Below are 20,873 nucleotides of genomic sequence, written 5' to 3' on the forward strand. Positions count from 1 at the left end.
AACTACCTTGAAAAACACCGAGCACTAAAATCTAATACTGGATGAGATACTCACCCGCAATAAACAGCATTAAGGCATCAGCGACCATCAGCAACGCCAGCAACGCCAATAACACAAACAATAAGACTTTCAGCGGTTGCTTCACACGTTCCCACGGGGGTTTTACGAACGCAATTAATGGCTCATGTAAATCAAACAGATAAGCCATAGAAAAGCCGAACAATAGTGACTGACTAATGAGCACCCAAAGTGCGTGAATGCCTACCATCAATCCCATACTCGAAGCCTGACTAGCCACAGCAGCGGTCGCCAAAAAGGTCGGATCAGGCACAGCGGAAAGGCTAAACAACAACCCAGACACAGCGATACCAGCCAGCGAGCTACTGTGCGTTTTTGGTATTTCTGCGGCTGTCGCACCATCAACTGTTGATAGTTGGAGCTGTGACAGCAACCAATAGATGATAAAACCCGCAACGATAAGCTCAATGATTGCCCAAACTGGGTCATTGATATGTGGCAACGCGCTCGTAGCAAGACTGGAAAGCTGCTCACCAAATAACGAGAACACAACACCCATTACCACTGTACCCAGGAAGGTCATTGCAGCAAACACAATCACATGGGCTTTCCTCGCTCCGCCCGCCAATGCTGCAAGCAAAACCGCCAGCCCTAGCGGGTCAATACCTGCCAATCCTAAGCCTAAAACAATTAAGAGTGTTTCCATAATTTGTTAATTTCTTTATTGATTGTATAAACGTTCAACTGCGCTTAATCTTGCTTTCAAGTTTTCCAACGATGTCAATCATGTTTTATTTCACATAACGCCCGCCTAACAGGCGCAAAAGGCTTGGCTAAAATTAGGAACGAAGTGACGCAAGCCAAGCTTTTTGCGTCCTTTGTTGAGGCGTTTGTTATGTGCCTGTTCCAGAATATTCCTTTTGTACAATTTCTTTTGCAAGCGTTGCAGCTTCATCTGAACTAGAAAACACTTGTTTGTAGAAATAGAAAAACGCCACATTATATTGCGCTAACTCAATAAAAATAAAGTTATTAGTTGAATGAAAAAAATGAAAATCTGGGTTAGTTGTACGCAGAATACATAGCGAGTTATGTTTTACTGCTTTTGACTTAACAGAAAGTGTTTTTAATGCGTTTCGTAGGTTTGAAAATACTTTTGATGGACTCTGATCCATAGGACCTTGAAACATTGCAATTGGCATTTTTCCTATGTAAGGAATGTATTCAGAACCTTGCACTTTATTTAAATTTCTACGGAGATCTAGTACGTGAAATTTGTATTCAATAATCTCAAGCCAAAGAATTATTTTATTTATTTCATCATCAGTAAAATACTGACTCTGGAGGTCGACTTCATTAAATTTATGCGTAAGAAACCTTTCTAATTCACCAAGAATGCTGTTGTTGCAGTTCTGGCATGCTGGCACCGCAGTCTTATTATAAGTTTGTGCGTTTTTATTAGTAGTAGTTATAAAAGTTCGTTTTGTGCAACGATCATAAACCCACTGAGGAATAACATGCTCCCGGGTCAGGTTTTCGTTTTCGCCACAAAAAATGCAGATATTTACTGAGTGGTCACCAATGATAGAAGTGATCACTTTCGTATGATTAGCTTTTATCTTCTTTCGAAACTCAACAAGTTTCTTATTTAAACTCATAGTTGACCATTATCCCTTGGCACATAACAGTATGCTATACGGAAGGCCATGTTGATTGAGCTATACGGAATCCGTTTATCCAAAACAACATAGCCTTCCGTATAGTTCGGGGTATGATAGCGCAAAATTAACAATAATACCGCACTATTTCATGAGTTCACACTACCAATCTTCCTACAGCAATCCGCAAACCCCATATGATCAAAACTTCTGGGACAACTATGCACTTTTCCTTGCGAAACAGGGTGTTGAAAAGAAGTATTTGAGTTGGTACGTACTTCGAACTAAACAATACGTCGCTAATTACCCCGACACTTCGGTACGTGATCACACCCATAAACAGGTTGAAGCTTATCTGGACAATTTCTCAGCTAAACACTCATTAAAACGCTGGCAATTTATACAAGTCGTCGATGCTATACAGACTCTATTTTGCCTTGCTCTAAAACTACCTTGGGCACAAGACTATGACTGGGATTACCTGAAGGGTTCTGCAAAAACCTTGGAACCTGATCACCCCACAATTGCAAGAGACTACTCAGACGCATTAGTATCATTACCTGAATATGAACCACAACCTTACGACCCGGAAGCCAAGCAAAAATACCAACCTATCATCGCTGATGTCATCAAAACGATACGCACAAAGAATTATTCCATAAGAACCGAGAAGACCTACGTCCACTGGGTCTTCCGCTTTCTGGTGTTTCACAAACCCGACGATGCAATGGCGCTTGGTGCAGATGAAGTTCGGATTTATCTTGAATACCTTGCCATTAAACGAAACGTTTCTGTCTCAACACAAAAACAAGCACTGAACGCACTCGCCTTTTTATTCAATAAAGTGTGGGAAAAACCACTTGGTAATATCGGAGCATTTATTGGCGCAAAGCGACCCAGAAAGTTACCTGTCGTATTATCAAAAAATGAAGTAAAGCGCGTCCTTGATCAGCTTGGTGAAAAACATCAACTCATGGCAGGAATCATGTACGGTGGGGGACTTCGTCTCATGGAGTGTGTCACCCTTAGGATTCAGGATGTAGACTTCGAATACAATCAACTAGTGATCCGAAATGGAAAGGGCTTCAAAGACCGTATCGTTCCGCTGCCAAAGCGCTATCAAGACAGAATACGTCAGCAAATTCAATTCGTGAAAGACCAACACGCACGAGATATTGAGAACGGCTACGGGGAGGTTTATCTGCCGGATGCGCTGGCCAGAAAGTACCCAAATGCACCTTTTGAGTTACGCTGGCAATACCTGTTTCCGTCAACACGAATAGGCGCCGACCCTAGAACCGGAGTACTTCGAAGGCATCATCTTCATGAAACCAGCCTGCAAAAAAGCATACGCCGGGCTGTCAAAAAAGCCGGTATCATAAAGCGGGCAACCAGCCATACCTTTCGACATTCTTTCGCCACCCACCTGCTTGAAGCGGGCTATGACATCCGAACAGTACAAGAATTATTAGGCCACTCAGATGTGTCTACTACTATGATTTATACTCATGTACTCAACACACCTGGACTTAATGTTCAAAGCCCTGCTGATCTAATATGAAAAACAAAAACGGGGCTAGACCCATAAGACCTAACCCCGCTCAACCTCATTAAGTCGCGATCTCTCTGCACTTAAAAAGCTTTACGCCTTCTTATCAAATATAACCTGCTTCCAATGCTCAGGCCCTGTCGTATGAACAGAAGTACCCTGAGAATCAACCGCAACCGTTACAGGCATATCCTTAACATCAAACTCATAAATCGCCTCCATCCCTAACTCAGGGAACGCCAGCACTTCAGAGTTTACAATCGCTTTAGACACCAAGTAAGCAGCACCACCGACTGCCATCAAGTACACAGACTTGTGCTTCTTAATGCTTTCAATCGCCACAGGGCCACGCTCAGCTTTTCCGATCATACCCAGCAAACCAGTCTGCTCAAGTACCTGATCCGTAAACTTATCCATACGCGTCGCAGTGGTAGGCCCTGCAGGACCAACCGCTTCTTCACGTACTGGATCAACTGGGCCAACGTAGTAAATAAAGCGGCCTTTTAGAGATACTGGCAGCTCTTCACCCGCATCCAAAATACCAACAATCTTCTTATGCGCCGCATCACGACCCGTCAGCATCTTACCTGAAAGCAACAGCACTTCGCCCGGCTTCCAGCTTTCAACGTCTTCTGGCGTTACGGTGTTTAAATCAACACGACGAGAGTTCTCCCCAGCTTCATAGGTCAGCTCTGGCCAATCAGATAAATCAGGGGGTGTTTGTAACGATGGACCACTGCCGTCCAAAGTAAAGTGTGCGTGACGTGTTGCTGCACAGTTCGGAATCATACACACCGGCAATGACGCCGCATGTGTTGGGTAATCCTTAATCTTGATATCAAGAACTGTGGTTAAACCACCCAGACCTTGCGCACCAATACCCAGATCATTCACCTTATCCATGATCTCAAGACGTAGTTCTTCGATGCGATTCTGTGGGCCGCGCTCGCGTAGCTCCTGAATATCGATTGACTCCATCAATGATTCTTTCGCCATCAGTGCCGCTTTCTCAGCCGTACCACCGATGCCGATTCCCAACATACCCGGTGGGCACCAACCCGCACCCATTGTCGGTACCGTTTTCAATACCCAGTCAACAATGCTATCACTAGGATTCAACATGGCCATTTTGGATTTATTCTCTGAACCACCACCTTTCGCTGCCAGCTCGATTTCAACCTTATCGCCCGGCACTACAGACATGTGAATCACAGCCGGTGTGTTGTCTTTGGTGTTAGCACGCTTACCTGCAGGGTCAGCCAAAATCGATGCACGCAACACATTATCAGGATGCGTATAAGCGCGACGAACCCCTTCGTTGATCATGTCTTCAACGCTAAGATCACCCGCTTCCCACTGTACCTGCATACCAATCTTCACAAATACGGTAACAATACCCGTATCCTGACAAATCGGTCGATGGCCTTCCGCACACATACGTGAATTCACCAAAATCTGCGCAATGGCATCTTTAGCCGCTTCAGACTCTTCACGCTTCCATGCATCGTACATGGCGTCAACGAAGTCTTTAGGGTGGTAGTAGGAAATGTATTGTAGAGCATCCGCGACACTGTCAATCAGGTCGGCTTGCTTGATAATGGTCATTATCTCTCCTGGTCGGTTAATTCTATGCGGGGTTAGGTTTGAGCCCACGGTAAACCACGGAAGCGCCAGCCGCCGAGTTCACCACGATGATCAAACTCATCAATATCCCCTTCAAAACCTTCACCAATATGCGAAATATTAGTAAAGCCATTTTCCATTAATAATTTAGAGGCGGGTACACTGCGCTGGCCACTACGACACATCACAATTATCGGCACATCACGTGGCGAAATCGTGTCTTTATTAGAAGCGGCAGTCAGCACCTCTTTCACAAAATTCGGGTTTAACTCCCAATCCGGAGCATCTTTCCAGGGAATATGAATACAACCAATCGGATGTCCCACAAAGGAGTGTTCTATCGTTGTGCGTATATCCAACAGAATCGCTTTTGGTTCACTCGCCAAAAACTCCGCCGCTTTTTGCGGGGTAAGATTTTTTAACTTACTCATAAATGCTCCGTGTATGACTTATAAAGCCATTATACCCCGAAGTGTATCCAGCAAAATCTTCTGGTCATCATTTTGTGCCTCGATGCGCTCAAGCAGTAAGTCAAAAACTGTTGGGTCCTCAACCATCAGTAACTCTTTGAAAGCCTGCTGCTGACTTGGCTCAGCATCTTCATACTTCTGATCGAGATACCGATTCATCACAATATCTAACTCTTTTGCGCCACGACGACAACGCCAGCGCAAATGACTCATCTCACTCATAGTCTAACTCCCTGCAATTACAGTCGATGCTGCAATAAAAAACTCCGGCAGATCAGCAAAATATTTCACTGGCCGTACCGGAGTCTGTAATTCTATTCGCTTTAAATTTCGTTGTGACAGGTTTACTTAACAATGAAACCAAGTCGGAGTACCAACTCCCCACCACACTTAATTTAGTCTAGCTCTATAGTAGTAGCACGGGATATTTACGAAATAAATGTTCCCAGCGAAGATGGCATTTATGCAGTAAAAATCCCGTGCTACGGCAAAGCGACGAAATTAAACCTTACGTTCAACCATCATCTGCTTGATCTCTGCGATTGCCTTTGCAGGATTCAATTCCTTAGGGCAAACATCAGTACAGTTCATAATAGTATGACAACGGTAAAGCTTGAACGGATCTTCCAAGGCATCCAAACGCTCACCCGTCGCATCGTCACGTGAATCTTTGATCCAGCGATGTGCATTCAATAGCGCAGCAGGACCTAAGTAACGGTCACTGTTCCACCAGTAGCTTGGGCAAGATGTTGAACAACATGCACACAAGATGCACTCGTACAAACCATCAAGCTCTTTACGATCTTCAACAGACTGCACACGCTCCTGATCTGGTGGCGCTGGCGTGTCAGACTTCAACCAAGGCTCTACTGATGCATACTGCGCATAGAAGTTAGTCAGGTCAGACACTAAGTCCTTAACGATTGGTTGGTGAGGCAGTGGATAGACATTCACTTCACCATCAACTTCAGCAATTGCCTTAGTACATGCCAGGGTGTTTCTGCCGTCGATGTTCATAGAACAAGAACCACAGATACCTTCACGGCATGAACGACGCAATGACAGGGTCGCATCCATTTCGTTTTTAATCTTAAGAAGTGCATCCAGAATCATCGGACCACAAGTATCCAAATCGACTTCGTAGGTGTCCAAAGATGGGTTTTCACCACTTGCCAGATCATAACGGTAAACTTTGAATACCTTGATATTCGTTGCACCGTCTGCCGCTTTATACGTCTTACCCGTTTTTACAATCGAGTTAGCCGGTAACTTAAATTCAGCCATGATTCGCTCCTAGTAAACGCGTTTCTTAGGTGGAATAACTTCACAGTCGTCAGACAGTGTGTACATGTGAACAGGACGGTAGTCGATAGAGACTTTACCTGTTTCAGGGTCAACCCATGTCAAGGTGTGCTTCATCCAGTTCTCATCATCACGATCTGGCATATCGTCACGTGCATGACCGCCACGACTCTCGTCACGGTTCGCTGCACCACACATGATGGATTGAGCCTGAAGTAACAGATTCTCTAGCTCCAGTGTCTCAACTAAGTCAGTATTCCACTGCAGACCACGGTCAGTTACGTTCACATCGCCAAAGCTGTCGAAGATTTCCTGCATCTCAGTAACACCTTCGTCCATGCTTTCACCGGTACGGAATACCGCTGCGCGCTTCTGCATAGTACGCTGCATTTTGTCACGGATAGACGCCGTAGTGTTGCTACCCTTCGCGTTACGCATCTTGTCGAAGCGTGCCATGATTTTTTCAGTAATTGCTTCATCCAGCTGCTTGTGAGGCGTACCTTTCTTAACCAGCTCAGCTGCACGAATCGCTGCTGCACGACCAAATACCACGATATCCAGTAGTGAGTTAGAACCCAGACGGTTGGCACCGTGTACCGATACACAAGCTGCTTCACCGATTGCCATCAAACCAGGCACAACTGAATCAGGATCGCCGTCTTTCAATGTCACCACTTCACCACGGTAGTTCGTTGGAATACCACCCATGTTGTAGTGAACCGTTGGCAATACAGGGATCGGATCTTTTGCAACATCAACACCCGCGAATACGCGCGCACTTTCTGCGATACCCGGCAGACGCTCGTTGATAACATCCGCACCCAAATGCTGCAGGTTCAGGTAGATATGATCCTTATCAGGACCTACACCACGACCTTCGTTAATCTCAATGGTCATAGAGCGAGATACCACGTCACGAGATGCTAAATCTTTAGCATTCGGCGCATAACGCTCCATGAAGCGCTCACCTTCAGAGTTGGTCAGGTAACCACCTTCACCACGTACCCCTTCAGTGATCAGTACACCTGCACCGTAGATACCGGTTGGGTGGAACTGAATGAATTCCATATCTTGTAATGGCAAACCAGCACGCAGTACCATCGCGCTACCGTCACCTGTACAAGTGTGAGCAGATGTTGCTGACTGGTATGCACGGCCAACACCACCGGTTGCCAGTACTACTTCGTGGGCACGGAAACGATGAATTTCACCGGTTGCCAAGTCCCAGGCGATCACACCACGACATACACCTTCTTCGTCCATGATCAGGTCTGTTGCAAAGTACTCAATGAAGAACTCTGCTTTGTGCTTTAGCGACTGCTGGTAAAGTGCGTGCAAAATCGCGTGACCAGTACGGTCAGCTGCCGCACAAGTGCGCTGTGCAATACCTTCACCAAAGTTAGTCGTCATACCACCGAAAGGACGCTGGTAGATCTTACCTTCTTCTGTACGCGAGAATGGAACACCGTAGTGCTCAAGTTCGATAACCGCTGGTATCGCTTCACGACACATGTACTCGATAGCATCCTGATCGCCTAACCAGTCAGAACCCTTAACCGTGTCATACATGTGCCACTGCCAGCTGTCTGGCCCCATATTACCCAGTGCCGCAGACATACCACCCTGTGCTGCAACGGTGTGACTACGTGTTGGGAAAACTTTAGTGATACAAGCAGTGCTTAAACCCGCTGCTGCCATACCGAGTGTTGCACGTAAACCTGCACCACCGGCACCAACAATCACCACGTCATAATGATGATCAATAATCTTGTAATTGCCTACTTGCATCGACTTAACCCCCGACTGCAATTTTTATAACTGAAAATACACCCAGCGCAGCAAAGAAGAAGCACAGCAACTTCATTACCAAAATACTGACCATACGGATATTGTTATCAGAAATGTAGTCTTCCTGAATCACTTGCAGACCCATCGCAAGATGCCAGAAAGAGGCAAAAATGCATAAGATCAACATGACTGAATTAAATGGAGATTTCATCCACGCAACAACCGTTGCGTAAGTCGCTTCCGGCATCATCGCCAGACTCAGACAGAACCAAAGAATCAAAGGAACCAAAGCAACTGCAGTCACTCGCTGCATCCAGAAATGGTGCGTACCTTCTTTCGCTGAACCCATGCCCTTGGCGACGGATAACGGACTTCTAAATTTACTCATGATTTTTACCCTTTATAGCAGTGCTATCACCCAAGTCACACACGTCAGCACTGCAGTTGCTACCATCACAACTTTGCCGGACTTCTCAACTTCACTTAGCTCAAGGCCCTTACCCATATCCCACATCAGGTGACGGATACCATTACAGAAGTGGTAGTACAAGGTGGCGGTGAAACCAAACAAAACCAGGTAACCAAACCAGCTCGATAAAAAGCCCTGCATACTGTTCCAGCTACTTTCACCATTGGCTGCGGCAACGAGTGCAATCACCAGCAAAATCATGCCAGCACTTAAAGCAGCACCAGTACCACGGTGTAATACGGAAAGCTTGGCCGTCATTGGCAGATCATAAATCTGCAAATGGGGCGACAATGGTCGACTATCATTCTTGGACATGTGTTTCACCTGTGTTAAAAATCAATACAACGGCCGTTCTTTTCCCAATCGCCGTAGCGAGTCGGTTCAGGGCCTTTTCTACCACCAATTTCGGCTGTTCCGGAATCGGTATTATCTTTACCGGGCTTAGTCTCACCGGTATCACTGACTGGTTGAATGTTGATTACCGTGCGCTTTACTACCGCATCATCCTGACCACTCTTCTTATCTGTCATTTGATTCTCCCTAGCGTTCGTTGTGCTTGCTGAAGAGGTACTCCTTTGATCGCATCTCCATAAGACGACTTATGGTTCGGTCAAATTCAAACGCCATACGCTTACCGACATACAATTCATGGGGTGCCGCTTCAGCGGATATCACCACATTAACGCTGCAATCGTATAGCTCGTCGATTAAGTTAACGAAACGGCGCGCCGCATCGTCCTGCAAAGTCGACATTACAGGAATATCAGAGATCAGAATCGTGTCAAAGCGTGTAGCCAACTCGATATAATCCAATGTTGAGCGTGCACTCATACACAGCACTTCAAAGGAAAACCAAGCGACGCCTTTGCAGGTTTGCTTGACCGGAATATCACGTCCGTTAACTTTGATCGGATCAGTCTGAATTTCTGCGTCAGTACCTACCATCGCCACAAAATATTGTTCCAGACGCTTTTCAACCAGATCACCCACACCGATTTGATAAACATCAGCTTGCTCAAGCGCACGCATGCGATAGTCCATCTCACCATCAGCATTAATCACGGTGGTGTGTGTTTCTAACAGTTCTATCGCCGGCAGAAAACGCTTACGTTGTAGGCCATCTTTGTAAAGGCCTGACGGTACAATATTTGACGTAGTGATTAGTGTAACGCCATCCTCGAATAAGTACTTAAATAACCCGCCTAATAACATGGCATCTGTGATGTCATTAACATGCATCTCATCCAGACACAGAACACGGGTATTTTCAGCGATTTGCTTAGCAACCTGCTCAAGAGGGTCTTCAATGTGCCCAAGCTGGCGGATTTGGTCATGAACTGACTTCATGAACGAATGGAAGTGAGTTCGCTGCTTCTTCTCGATTGGAAGGTGCCTGAAGAAGAAATCAACGATAAATGTCTTTCCGCGCCCTACACCGCCCCAGATGTAAACACCCTTAACAAGTTTAGGTTTCTCAACTTCTTCCTTCTGACCAACGATTGACAAAAAGCGGCTAAATGCCGACTTTTTCTTATTGGGCTTTTCTATAGTAGATTTCGCAGCTGAAAGCTCATCAAAAACTGGCGCCAGCGCATCAATTAAAATTGCCTGATGCGGGTCTGCGAGCATCTCGCCATTATCAATAGCGCTCTGATACAAATTTTGGAGCATAGAAGATTCTGCTGTATATGCTTGTTTAACTTGGGCTTGCTGTACCAACCAGAGTACCTCATGGACGAATTTAGAGCCTTTGTCACACAGTATTGCTGCGACTGCACAATTGGACGCAAATAATACTGTAATAAAAGCGACATAAACACTTAATTCTACCAATACTTTACATTAATATCACCCCAAATAGGTATTTAAGTATTGATCCGACTAATACTAAGAACGATACTCCGCGCCAATAAAATGGATACTCTTTTCGTTTTATTTGTTACTATCGCAAATATAGAATCTAACTATTTAGGGAGCTTATGAAGCACTTAACGACTTGCAACCTCCTCAAAGAACTCCGCGCCTTCTGCATTACTCGCCAGGAAGGTAGCATGAGTAAAGCCTCAGAAGTGCTATACGCCAGTCAACCTACTATATCCCTGCAGATCAAAACACTTGAACAAGAGCTGGACGTCAAGCTGTTTGAGCGTCGTGGGCCTCGACTCAAACTAACCACTGAAGGCGAGATCCTCTACGATTTAGTCAGTCCTTTAGTTCAGGGGATAGATCATATCAAAGAGAGCTTTGCGGCTCACTATGGTGACCTAAGCACAGGTGAATTAACTATAGCGGCTGAGGAGTCTACCATCCTTTACACGCTACCAAAACCGATCCGTAAATTTGTTGAGTTACATCCGGGGATTCGCCTTAAACTGGCTAATGTGACGGGCCGTGACGGTCGTGACATGCTTCTGGCTGATGAAGTGGACTTTGCGGTTAGCTCAATGCTGGATGTGCCTGAAAATCTTGATTACCAGCCTTTTGTGTCGTACCCACCAGTATTGATCATGCCAAAGGGACACCCTCTTTCTAAGCTGGACAAAGTAACACTGGCCGACATCGGTCAATATGGAATGATCTTACCTCCATCACATTTCAGTAGTTGGCGTTTGGTCAAGATGGTATTCGCACTCAACGGTTCGAGTTACCGGGTCGTACTGGAAGCTGGTGGCTGGGAAGTCGTGAAACGCTATGTTGATATTGGCCTGGGGATTTCGATTGTAACTAACATCTGTATCACAGACGAAGATAAAGAGAAATTTGATATCGTCAACCTTGATGAGTACTTCCCTGCCCGTAAATACGGCATCGTTTCAAGAGCCGGAAAGACACTTTCTGCACCCGCTCAGAAGTTCATTGAGATACTCAATGATCAGTATAAACTCACAGACTAAACTACTGATTAATAACGTTTAATCAATTTATTTTAGCATTATTTTAAATCCTCAAAAATGAACCTCCTTGCGCCGTTTTCTAAAATACGGTAGAAGAGTTTTATTTGTAATCTTGAGTGGAGTTCATCTTTATGCGTATTGTTCTATTAGGCGCGCCTGGTTCCGGCAAAGGCACACAGGCTCAAAAGCTTATTTCTGAGTACGGCATCCCACAAATCTCGACAGGAGATTTATTGCGTGCTGCGGTTAGCTCCGGAAGCGAGTTGGGCCAAAAAGCTAAAGCGGCAATGGATGCCGGTCAGTTAGTGTCTGACGAAATCGTGCTGGGCATGATTGAAGAACGCCTGCAAGAAGATGACGCGCAAAAAGGTTTCATCCTTGATGGCTTCCCTCGCAACCTAAGTCAGGCAGCATCACTTGATGAACTATTGGCTAAAACAGAACAGCCTTTACAAGGTGCACTGTTGATCGATGTCGATTATGACGTGCTGATGAAGCGTCTGACCGGTCGACTGTCTTGTAAGAACTGTGGCGCGGTATTTAACCGCTACACGTCACCACCGAAAGTTGAAAATACTTGTGACAAGTGCGGCAATGAACTGTATCACCGTGCAGATGACAATGAAGAAACGATCGGTAAGCGCCTCAAAACTTATGAGGACGAAACATCTCCATTAATCGGTTACTTCCAGGACAAGGGCTTATTGCTAAGCGTTCAGGGTGTAGGTGATATCGATGAGATCACTAATGCTGTGAAAGCAGAGCTTCAGAAGATCGCTTAATCGCTTCAGATTTTCTTAGCTAGTACACGTACACGCAAAAGGCCGCTAAATTTAGCGGCCTTTCTTGTATCTTTGATATCAGGATGATAATCAGTTAGGAATAATTTTAAACATAAATTTAGACCTCACCATTGCCCATGTCAGCAATAACAAACCGGCATGAATCATTGTATTAATCCAAAAGTCCTGCATCGCAGGCAACGGTGTATTCGCTAGTATCAATAAGAAGAATATATGTACATAGAACACATAGAGTGAGGCCTGCCCCAATGGAATGAAGAACCACCCCAGTGCTTTACTAATGGGCACCCAAAAGCGTGTCAGAATTGCGTACATGGTAATTAACAGTACCGCAACATTAAGAATTCGACCCGGACCTAACTTGTATTTCTGGAAGTACTGGCCGTAGATCGAGTGGAATGTATCCGGAGAAATCATAGAAAAACTGACTGAGGAGAACTCTTTGAGTGGATTGTTCCATGTGATAAACCAAAATATTGCGGTCAGCAGGAAGGACAGATACATTAATGCTTTACCCCTGCTGGTGCCAAAAAACGCGACCACCTCTTTCTTGAAGTAGCCAACCACAACACCATGCACATAAATCAACTGCCACGCTAAGATTGGAAATGCATACTCGAACTGTGCTCCGGTAGGACGAAAAGCCGGACTTCCGGGATTGGGTTCATGAGCACCAAAGTTGATCAGATAAACAACCCAACTTAAGCCGAGCAGTAATCCGACTCGCTTGCGACTGATCATGAAAAAGACGAAAGGCGTTACCAGAATAAACATCGCCACGTACATACCGATAATCTGGAACTGGTGTGGCCCGATTCTCAGTAGTAGGGCCTGACTTAATAAGTTAAATAAACCTGACTCCATTGCAGGGAACAAGGGATATGTTTTCCCGGTAAAGGGACTATGAAAAGTCGTAATAATAGTACTGTCAATTTCAGGAATAAATCGGATCGCTGCGATAATAAGAATCAACACCACATTGGTACGATACAGCTTTACCGACCGATCCATTAAAGCTGGCATAGATGCGGCGAGTCCGTCGTTTCTGAGGCGTTTACCAAACACCATTCCGACTACGATTCCGGCGAGTATCACGAAGATTTCAGCAGTTGAAACTACGCCAACCCGCTCCCAACCGATGTACATGAGTGCGGAGAAATACTCAAAGTGACTGGCAAATAGTAACGGTATGACGATACCGCGCATAAAGTCCAAGCGTAGGTCACGCGTTGAACCCGTGTCAACGTATGACCAGCTGTGCGTCTTTGGCTTTTCAGCCAGTTCTTCTTCTATAAAGGTTCCGGACGCACTCATAGTTATACCTGTTTTTATTATAGTTATTAGTTCATGTAACAATTTGCCACATTACTGCTTAATCGTATGTTAATTCAGAATTTGTAGTTATAGCTAAGAGACCAAGTACCATTGGTTCGATAGTTATGATAGAACAAATCATTAGGACCATAGTTTGAATACTGCAAATTAAACTTATTTGGACGCCAATCACTGTAGCCGAACCCATAACTCCATTTAGGGTCTCCATCACCTTCTAATGGCTGACTCACCGATGCATTGATGTACCAGTTTTCGATCGGCGACCAGCGCATATTGACTGCGGCGGACGTATTCCCGTCAATCGGCACATTAATTGCGCCTGACAAACTCAATCGGTACTTCTTTAACAGATCTGATTTGACTGAATAACCAAAGCTGGCAATGGCTTTATCTAATGCTAAGCCCTCTCCGGGTTTAATTGGTCCCCAATTATTTAATTGTGCTGAGAATGTACCGGCGTGCCAATCACTATAGCCAATACCCCAAGAGTAGCTAAATGGCTCCTCTTCATCTTCCAGAGAATAGCTCCAGCCAACACGCGCAAAATAGTAATCATCTTTTATCAGCTTGCGATTGATCGACCCGCCGATACCCCATTTGTCACTGCCTAATGAGTTCTTTAGATAGACATTACCGGCTAAACCAATGGGCTTTTTAACCGGTTTCTTGGTTTTCGCTTTTTTTGCCTTGATCTCATCATCACTAAGCTGGTCATTAATGAAGTTTTCTTCAATCACATACGGGAGCGGCGCATCCAAAGATAAGCCACTCGGTGTATTGGTCGTTGCCACGCTCACCTGTTTAACGTCTGCATAATCAGGGGCTTCATCCGCGAAAGTAAAGGCTACTTCTTCTTTGGGAGTTGGCGCTTTTTTGGCAAGTATCACCTCTGGCTCTTTTACTGCCGGTGACTTCTTTTTCGCAGTTTTTTGGCTACTTAGCTTAGACTGTTGCTTAGTTGAATCTGACGCATCCACTTTAACCACTTTTTTAGGCATTATGTTGACTGAACTAGACTTTGACACTGGCTTAGCGCTATTTTTGGATATAGGCTCTGATGGCCGAGCTTTTTTCTCATTTAGTTTTTTTTTTGAAGAACGTCCTGACTTACGACGAGCTTCATAATCAGCATACTCCTGCAATAATTGCTCGACGCTCTTTTCGTTTGCCGAAGGCTTGTCACCACTTTTATAAGGCTGATAGACGAAGACACTAGAACCACTGGTATCCCTGGATGCTTTCTTCTTAGGCGCTTTATAAGTTTTCTTGGGTGCCTTATAAGTTTTAGGCTTCGATTTAGGCTTAGGTTTAACCGACAACTGCGTCTTCAATTTAGGCACATTGACGCTAGATGTCTTTGGTTTGCTAATGACTACTTTTTTAGGTGGCGTTCTTACAATCACCGGACTCACTAATAAAATACTCTCCAGCCTTGGTACGCTGACATGCTGTGGCTTACTTAACTTAGGCTTTGTTGACTTTGACGGTTGAGCATAAGTCTTTTTCTTCACCGCTTTCTTTTCAACGTACGGTACTTTTTTCTCAACGATTGGCTGAACAGCTGGCTGTGTTTTTTGCGAATTAAATTTAACCAACTCCTTAATCAACGCAGCACTATCCAGAGCCGGTGCTACCGATGAAGTACCTACATCTGAGCTTGATATTGCTGTTTCTACGTTACCGTTATATTCATTGACAGTGAGCTGTATTTTATCAATGACCAGTACATTGCTTCCGCTATTTAAACCTGACAATAGCCTCTCCAATAAGGAGGCATCTTTGTCAATCACAACGGTAGTTGGTTTCTGTATCACTTGTCTGGGAGCGACAACCTGCTGTACCACTGGCTGGACTGCAACCGGCTTTGGAGCCACGACAGTAGGCTGTACTACGACTGGCTGTGGTGCAACTGTGGTTACTGCTCCACCGGCATAACCACCACCATAGCCGCCCACACCACCAATCCCGCCGCGAGCACTTGCTACCACAACGGGTTTAGGCAATGGTTTAGCAGCCGGTTTTGTAAAGACTTTTGGTTTTGCCTGATCAAATTCAACACTAGATATCAACACCGGCACATTAAGTGCTTGCTCAATGATTTCTACTGAAGTCTGCAGAACTGGAATATCCACTTCAACAGGAACAATGTCTAAAGTTGTCTTCAGCAACGGTACTTCCAAAGGAACGGGAAGAATCTCCACCGTTGACAGTAACTCTGGTACATCTAAGGCAACCGGAACGATATCGACCGAGGTGACTAGCTGAGGTACCGCCTGAGGTACAGGCACGATCTCCAGACGACTCTCCAGAGATGGGACGGCAAGCTGCACAGGCTGTATATCGACTTTAGTTGCCAAGCCCGAAACTAACTGCGCTACTGGCATCAATTCAACGGAAGTCGCCAGACGCGGAACTAATTGTGGTAGATCTTGCAACTTTACTGAGCTTATTAGCTCAGGCACTTCAACAGGTACATCCTCAAGTCGCAACTGTGTCTTCAGAAGCGGCACATCCATTGGATATAGACACTCAGATTCCCAGTTATGTGGATAAACATCGTTTTCATCAGTCACAGTGGCTGAGAGCTTGTCGTCCAAGCCAAACTCAGTGATATCAAACAATTCTGACGTGTCAGGGTGCGGGAAACACTGCTCACGATAAATCCTGTGGAACAGTTGTTCAAAGTCAGCCCGAAGACTGAGTTGGTCTGAGCTGATAATGTCGGGAATGAACCGTTGCTCAGTTTCACCTAAAAAGCCCAATCGTTTAAAGCCTTTCCATGCCTCAGGCGAGTCATATAAAACCTTCGTACGATCTGTATGGCCATCGCTATGGCTCACATCATAAAACACACCATCCTTAAACACTTCACAGTAATCCCATTGCAGCATGGTGCGCTCAACTTGATTTCTGAGTGATGGGAAGCGTTCTGCGGTATCAACCAAGGTATTTAAGATGATATCCATTGTCGCAGCGTGCAAGGTACCTGACTGAAGCGCTCTTCCCTCTTCAACCGGTGTTGGCAAGTCATCGCCCTGAACATCCCAGAAGCGTGAAAGAGCGGCTTTGGCTGCAGGCTCAGACGTGGCACATTGCAGCGCCTTTGCATCTTTTAGCAAAGGTAGCTCAATTTCGTTAGCTGTCGCACTAAAAGCAACCGCAAAGCAAGCAGGGATCAGTAAGAAACGCCCCTTGCTTGCTGCTGCTTTAACAATGCGACTACGTAGCACCATGGTGAATGATTACTTCTGTTGGGACTTGAAAATACTTGGATCTAGTTTGATTTGGCGACCACAAGCATTACAAATTTCAAACATAGAGCCGTATTTTTTATACAGCAAAGTACTTAGCACGATACCGTTGGTGTTTGCAGTCGTTGCCTTGTTGTAGCCACCGCCATTTTCATAGACACCAGAGTACCACCCTTTCTTAGGGTCATAAGCACTTTCGACCTGTTCAATCAGAACCTGACTGTAGTCATCATCCGGGTATAACATTGCCATGGTAAATGCTGCTTTAGTCGACACACTTTTCAGCTCGTTATACTGAACACCACGGTCTGTGGTGGTGTTCCAGGGAAGCCCTGCAGTAAAGATAGTGTTGTAGATAAAGTAAGGTTTACGATCGACGTTATCCTCAGAAATCGCACTCACAATGCCAGTTCGCTTCCAGCGTTCTTTCTGAACATCGAATATATTGCGGACTAGCGGCGTATTCACCTCATCATAACCATGCTCCATGGCATCAAGACCATAGGACTCTGTTACAACGTAATTGTAGGCCCCAAGAACCCGAGGATCACGACTATCAAATGCGACAGGAACATCATAGATATCCATGCCACTTCTGAATTTATTCTCATAGTCCGCCGCGATTGATTGATCAAATCCGATCTGCTCGAACACTTTACCGGCATACTGTTCGTACCCCAGACGTCCCTCCTGAAGAACCCGGACTTTCTTCGTCACCGCATCTCTGGCCAAACCATACATCTGACCGTTCTTAATTAATCGGTCATAATCCCAACGCGACAATACACGATTGGCATGAGTGGTAAATTTTGGATATTTACAAATCAGCGTATTCATCCATGAGACCAGTCGTGCCAGGTCCAGTGTCGATACTCCAATCCCCTCTTCACTAGGCTGATTTCGATAGTCCACCATCTTACCTGTTGTGGTGCTATACACCTTGTTAGGCGCTTCATCGTTAAACAACTTCATGGAGCTTAAAGTCTTGATGAGTGCAACAATGCGGTCATCGAAGTCTTTTTGATCAATCAAACCAAAATCATGCGCTGCAATCGTCGCTGCAATGGCGGAACCGGTATCCCACATTGTGGTTGAAGTATAGTTGTTTACCGAATTAACTAAGCCCGTCTTAGGCTGGTAGTTATTTTCGTAATAGGCCCAGGCGATTTTAGCCTTATCTAAATCTTCTTTGCATAACCCTGCCTTAGCCGTAAAGCACGCATGTGTCGAAGGCTCCGGATCAGCACACATTCCCGGTGCACTCTTATCGCTTTTGGATGCGAACATCTCTGAAGGACTGCGTTTACCCTCATCCGAGTCCAGCTTTGAGCTAGTCCATGCGATTACACCGACACCTAGCACTATACCTATCAATAATGGCAGGTAACGTTTGTATTTTAGGCGACTATTATTATTTTTATTTTGCTCAGTCATTATTACTTACTCTTATCCTGCAGAACTTTGTCTAGTGTGTTGTAAACTTTTGCGGCATTTTTACTGCCATCTTTGGCATTCCATGCATTCACTAAAGCATCAATGGTTTGCATTAAGCCACGTAATGATTTTTGGTGCTCTTTGTATAGGTCACCAGCTTTCCAGATTTCTTTCTTGGTACCCTTTAGCAAGGCTGATGCTTCCGGGTATTTCTTAGCACCTCTAAGCGCATCCGCCTTGAGTACTTTGGAATACGTTGCATACAAAGCAGTGATCTGTTTTTGCCTGGAGAGAGATGCTTCTACTTTTTTCTTTTCTTTAGCGATCTGATCTTGCTTAGTCATGTAGGCGCGGATCTGTTCCATCTGCTCATTCATTAATAGTTGCTTTTCAACCAAAGGCTCAACATTTTGACCGAACTGCGACTGAAGCAAACTCAGCTGTTGTTTGATTTGTTGGTTGGATTGCATAGATGCATAAGTAAACCACGACAGCAACACGATGATTGCAACGCTTAAGGATCGATAGAGCATAATTGGGTACTCGCAAGCTTTGTTATTTTTTATATGTATTGCGTAGTCAGAGGAAATCTGAGTGACTGTTTTATTCCTAAACCACAGTTTGTCTAATTTTTATTATTAATGTTTTACAGCCCAAATACATTATGTCACACTTATTTTTCTGGTTACAAGTGAATAATAAAAATTATTAAAACAATAACTTACCTGAACATATCATGAATATCCTAATAGTAGATGACGCCAAAGACATGCGCCTGATCATGGGCAGTATCGTCAGAAAGCTCGGCCATGACGTGGTCGAAGCTGTCGATGGTGAGGATGCCTGGGAAAAACTTCAGAATGGTAAATTCGAAGCCGTCATTAGTGACTGGCAAATGCCACGCCTCGACGGTCTTGGTCTGTGCCAGCGCATTCGTGAAGCAGACTTTTCACACTATACCTATATTATTCTGTTGACTGGCCTCAGTGGTAAAAAGAATATTCTCGATGCGATTAATGCAGGTGCTGATGGCTTTGCTTCAAAGCCGGTAAATCTCGAAGAAATACGCATACGCTTGTTAGGTGCACAACGTGTCGTAACACTTGAAAACGATATCGCCGAAAAGAATGCCGCTCTTCAGGAAGCTCATGATCATATCAAGAAAGACCTCGAAGCCGCTGCTGCCACTCAGCTAAGTTCGCTACCTGCCCCGCTCCGCACTGAGTCAATAAGAACAGAGTGGTTCTACAAGCCGGCTATTTTTATTGGTGGTGATACCTTTGACTACTATCTCACACAGAATGGCTGTTTAGTTTTCTATAGTGTTGATATCTCAGGTCACGGTATCTCGGCGGCCATGCTTTCAATGTCGTTGCAAGTATCACTGGGTTTAAAGCGTGGTCTCTACGGAGGCCCTGTGACCAGAGAAAGACTGGAAGAGATTCCTGCGTTATTTGCGAGCAATCTCAATAAACGCTTACTTGAACAGAAGCATGACCACTACCTGACCATGATCTTTGGCATCGTTGATATGCATACCAACAAGCTTTATTACGTTCAGGCAGGACACCCACATCCTTACTGGATACGAAAAAAGCAAAATACCGTCTCGGCAGTGGAAGTAAACGGCTTCCCTGTTGGCCTGTTCGATGGTGCAGAATATGAAACACAGATGCTACAGATGGAGCCAGGCGATAAATTCATTATTTACTCAGATGGTATCAGTGAAAATAACTCAGTTATCAATCAGGAAGTCCTTGAAGGTGACAACCTGACTCACCACTTTGACGACATCAAACACCAAAGTGCGAAAGAAATAACCGAAACAATAGAAAATAAGTGGTTATCAACCGAACAGCTGAACGCATTACCCGATGACGTCAGCTTTTTAGTTTTTGAATTCGACAACATTAATAAGAAAGAGGGATAAGCAATGAACATTAACCTACAACAAGAAAACGGTCTGACACGTGCCACACTGGATGAAACACGCCTGGATGCCTCGGTTGCGCCAGATTTTAAAGCAGCAATGGAAGACATCATCAAGTCTGGCAACGATCAACTGATTTTGGATATCAGCAAGCTAAGCTTTATGGATAGCAGCAGCCTCGGTGCGATGGTTGCCGTTCTGAAATCTGTTGGTGGGACTGGAAAAATGGTCATTCTAGGCGCTTCCGGAGCTGTCCTTGAGTTATTCAAGCTGACCCGTATGGATCGAATTTTCACGCTGACTGATGACATGGAGCAAGCAAAGCAACATTTCTAAGCGTGACGATCAC

General features: G+C 45.0%; 20 protein-coding genes. 5 read left to right on the forward strand and 15 right to left on the reverse strand.

What is annotated here, in order from left to right; translation table 11 throughout:
• Positions 1 to 31: 31 nt before the first annotated feature.
• Entirely contained in the window at positions 32 to 724 is a 693-nt protein-coding gene (locus DKW60_RS17220) for a hypothetical protein (RefSeq protein ID WP_109838908.1), read from the reverse strand.
• Between the two features lie 187 nt (positions 725 to 911).
• A complete protein-coding gene (locus tag DKW60_RS17225; protein ID WP_015067158.1) occupies positions 912 to 1,676 on the reverse strand; it encodes a hypothetical protein in 765 nt (254 codons plus the stop codon).
• 151 nt (positions 1,677 to 1,827) lie between these two features.
• Here DKW60_RS17225 and DKW60_RS17230 point away from each other — a divergent pair, with 151 nt between their 5' ends.
• Positions 1,828 to 3,237 (forward strand): integron integrase, encoded by a 1,410-nt coding sequence (locus tag DKW60_RS17230; protein WP_109838909.1) that lies wholly within the window; start codon positions 1,828 to 1,830, stop codon positions 3,235 to 3,237.
• An 81-nt stretch (positions 3,238 to 3,318) separates the two neighbouring features.
• On the opposite strand, the gene DKW60_RS17235 is transcribed toward DKW60_RS17230, so the two are convergent.
• From DKW60_RS17235 to zapE, 9 genes are all read right to left on the reverse strand, one after another.
• A complete protein-coding gene (locus DKW60_RS17235; protein WP_109838910.1) occupies positions 3,319 to 4,830 on the reverse strand; it encodes a fumarate hydratase in 1,512 nt (503 codons plus the stop codon).
• Between the two features lie 32 nt (positions 4,831 to 4,862).
• On the reverse strand, positions 4,863 to 5,279 hold the full coding sequence (locus DKW60_RS17240; RefSeq protein WP_109838911.1) for a rhodanese-like domain-containing protein: 417 nt from the start codon (positions 5,277 to 5,279) through the stop codon (positions 4,863 to 4,865).
• An 18-nt stretch (positions 5,280 to 5,297) separates the two neighbouring features.
• Positions 5,298 to 5,540: an FAD assembly factor SdhE gene (locus tag DKW60_RS17245; protein WP_109838912.1), complete on the reverse strand. Its 243-nt coding sequence runs from the start codon at positions 5,538 to 5,540 to the stop codon at positions 5,298 to 5,300.
• Between the two features lie 279 nt (positions 5,541 to 5,819).
• Positions 5,820 to 6,602 carry a succinate dehydrogenase iron-sulfur subunit gene (locus DKW60_RS17250; protein WP_109838913.1) on the reverse strand — a complete coding sequence of 261 codons (783 nt, stop codon included), beginning with the start codon at positions 6,600 to 6,602 and terminating at the stop codon, positions 5,820 to 5,822.
• A gap of 9 nt (positions 6,603 to 6,611) precedes the next feature.
• Positions 6,612 to 8,408 (reverse strand): succinate dehydrogenase flavoprotein subunit, encoded by a 1,797-nt coding sequence (sdhA, locus tag DKW60_RS17255; protein WP_109838914.1) that lies wholly within the window; start codon positions 8,406 to 8,408, stop codon positions 6,612 to 6,614.
• 4 nt (positions 8,409 to 8,412) lie between these two features.
• On the reverse strand, positions 8,413 to 8,796 hold the full coding sequence (gene sdhD / locus DKW60_RS17260) for a succinate dehydrogenase, hydrophobic membrane anchor protein (protein WP_109838915.1): 384 nt from the start codon (positions 8,794 to 8,796) through the stop codon (positions 8,413 to 8,415).
• A 12-nt stretch (positions 8,797 to 8,808) separates the two neighbouring features.
• Positions 8,809 to 9,192 (reverse strand): succinate dehydrogenase, cytochrome b556 subunit, encoded by a 384-nt coding sequence (gene sdhC, locus DKW60_RS17265; protein ID WP_109838916.1) that lies wholly within the window; start codon positions 9,190 to 9,192, stop codon positions 8,809 to 8,811.
• A 14-nt stretch (positions 9,193 to 9,206) separates the two neighbouring features.
• Positions 9,207 to 9,407 (reverse strand): DUF1674 domain-containing protein, encoded by a 201-nt coding sequence (locus DKW60_RS17270; RefSeq protein ID WP_109838917.1) that lies wholly within the window; start codon positions 9,405 to 9,407, stop codon positions 9,207 to 9,209.
• 10 nt (positions 9,408 to 9,417) lie between these two features.
• On the reverse strand, positions 9,418 to 10,548 hold the full coding sequence (gene zapE, locus DKW60_RS17275; RefSeq protein WP_146203513.1) for a cell division protein ZapE: 1,131 nt from the start codon (positions 10,546 to 10,548) through the stop codon (positions 9,418 to 9,420).
• Positions 10,549 to 10,856: 308 nt separating this feature from the next.
• Here zapE and DKW60_RS17280 point away from each other — a divergent pair, with 308 nt between their 5' ends.
• Together DKW60_RS17280 and DKW60_RS17285 are read left to right on the forward strand one after the other, a co-directional pair.
• Positions 10,857 to 11,771 carry a LysR family transcriptional regulator gene (locus DKW60_RS17280; protein WP_109838919.1) on the forward strand — a complete coding sequence of 305 codons (915 nt, stop codon included), beginning with the start codon at positions 10,857 to 10,859 and terminating at the stop codon, positions 11,769 to 11,771.
• A 131-nt stretch (positions 11,772 to 11,902) separates the two neighbouring features.
• Positions 11,903 to 12,553, forward strand: a complete 651-nt coding sequence (locus DKW60_RS17285) for an adenylate kinase (RefSeq protein ID WP_109838920.1) — start codon at positions 11,903 to 11,905, stop codon at positions 12,551 to 12,553.
• Between the two features lie 90 nt (positions 12,554 to 12,643).
• Here the strand turns inward: DKW60_RS17285 and opgC are convergent, their stop codons facing one another.
• The 4 genes from opgC to DKW60_RS17305 all read right to left on the reverse strand — a co-directional run bounded on the left by opgC (position 12,644) and on the right by DKW60_RS17305 (position 19,127).
• The gene (gene opgC / locus DKW60_RS17290) at positions 12,644 to 13,888 is read right to left on the reverse strand and encodes an OpgC domain-containing protein (RefSeq protein WP_109838921.1); all 1,245 of its coding nucleotides are present in this window, start codon (positions 13,886 to 13,888) and stop codon (positions 12,644 to 12,646) included.
• 74 nt (positions 13,889 to 13,962) lie between these two features.
• Positions 13,963 to 17,142, reverse strand: coding sequence for a hypothetical protein (locus tag DKW60_RS17295; RefSeq protein WP_109838922.1), 3,180 nt, complete (start codon positions 17,140 to 17,142; stop codon positions 13,963 to 13,965).
• A gap of 9 nt (positions 17,143 to 17,151) precedes the next feature.
• The gene (locus tag DKW60_RS17300) at positions 17,152 to 18,594 is read right to left on the reverse strand and encodes a DUF3131 domain-containing protein (protein WP_109838923.1); all 1,443 of its coding nucleotides are present in this window, start codon (positions 18,592 to 18,594) and stop codon (positions 17,152 to 17,154) included.
• Positions 18,595 to 18,596: 2 nt separating this feature from the next.
• Positions 18,597 to 19,127, reverse strand: a complete 531-nt coding sequence (locus tag DKW60_RS17305; RefSeq protein ID WP_109838924.1) for a hypothetical protein — start codon at positions 19,125 to 19,127, stop codon at positions 18,597 to 18,599.
• Between the two features lie 203 nt (positions 19,128 to 19,330).
• Between DKW60_RS17305 and DKW60_RS17310 the strand changes: the two genes are divergently transcribed.
• Together DKW60_RS17310 and DKW60_RS17315 are read left to right on the forward strand one after the other, a co-directional pair.
• Positions 19,331 to 20,524 (forward strand): fused response regulator/phosphatase, encoded by a 1,194-nt coding sequence (locus DKW60_RS17310; RefSeq protein ID WP_109838925.1) that lies wholly within the window; start codon positions 19,331 to 19,333, stop codon positions 20,522 to 20,524.
• Positions 20,525 to 20,527: 3 nt separating this feature from the next.
• Positions 20,528 to 20,860: an STAS domain-containing protein gene (locus DKW60_RS17315; protein WP_109838926.1), complete on the forward strand. Its 333-nt coding sequence runs from the start codon at positions 20,528 to 20,530 to the stop codon at positions 20,858 to 20,860.
• Positions 20,861 to 20,873: the final 13 nt, after the last annotated feature.

Origin of the sequence: Leucothrix pacifica, from assembly GCF_003172875.1 — a bacterium.
Taxonomy (GTDB): Bacteria; Pseudomonadota; Gammaproteobacteria; order Thiotrichales; family Thiotrichaceae; genus Leucothrix; species Leucothrix pacifica.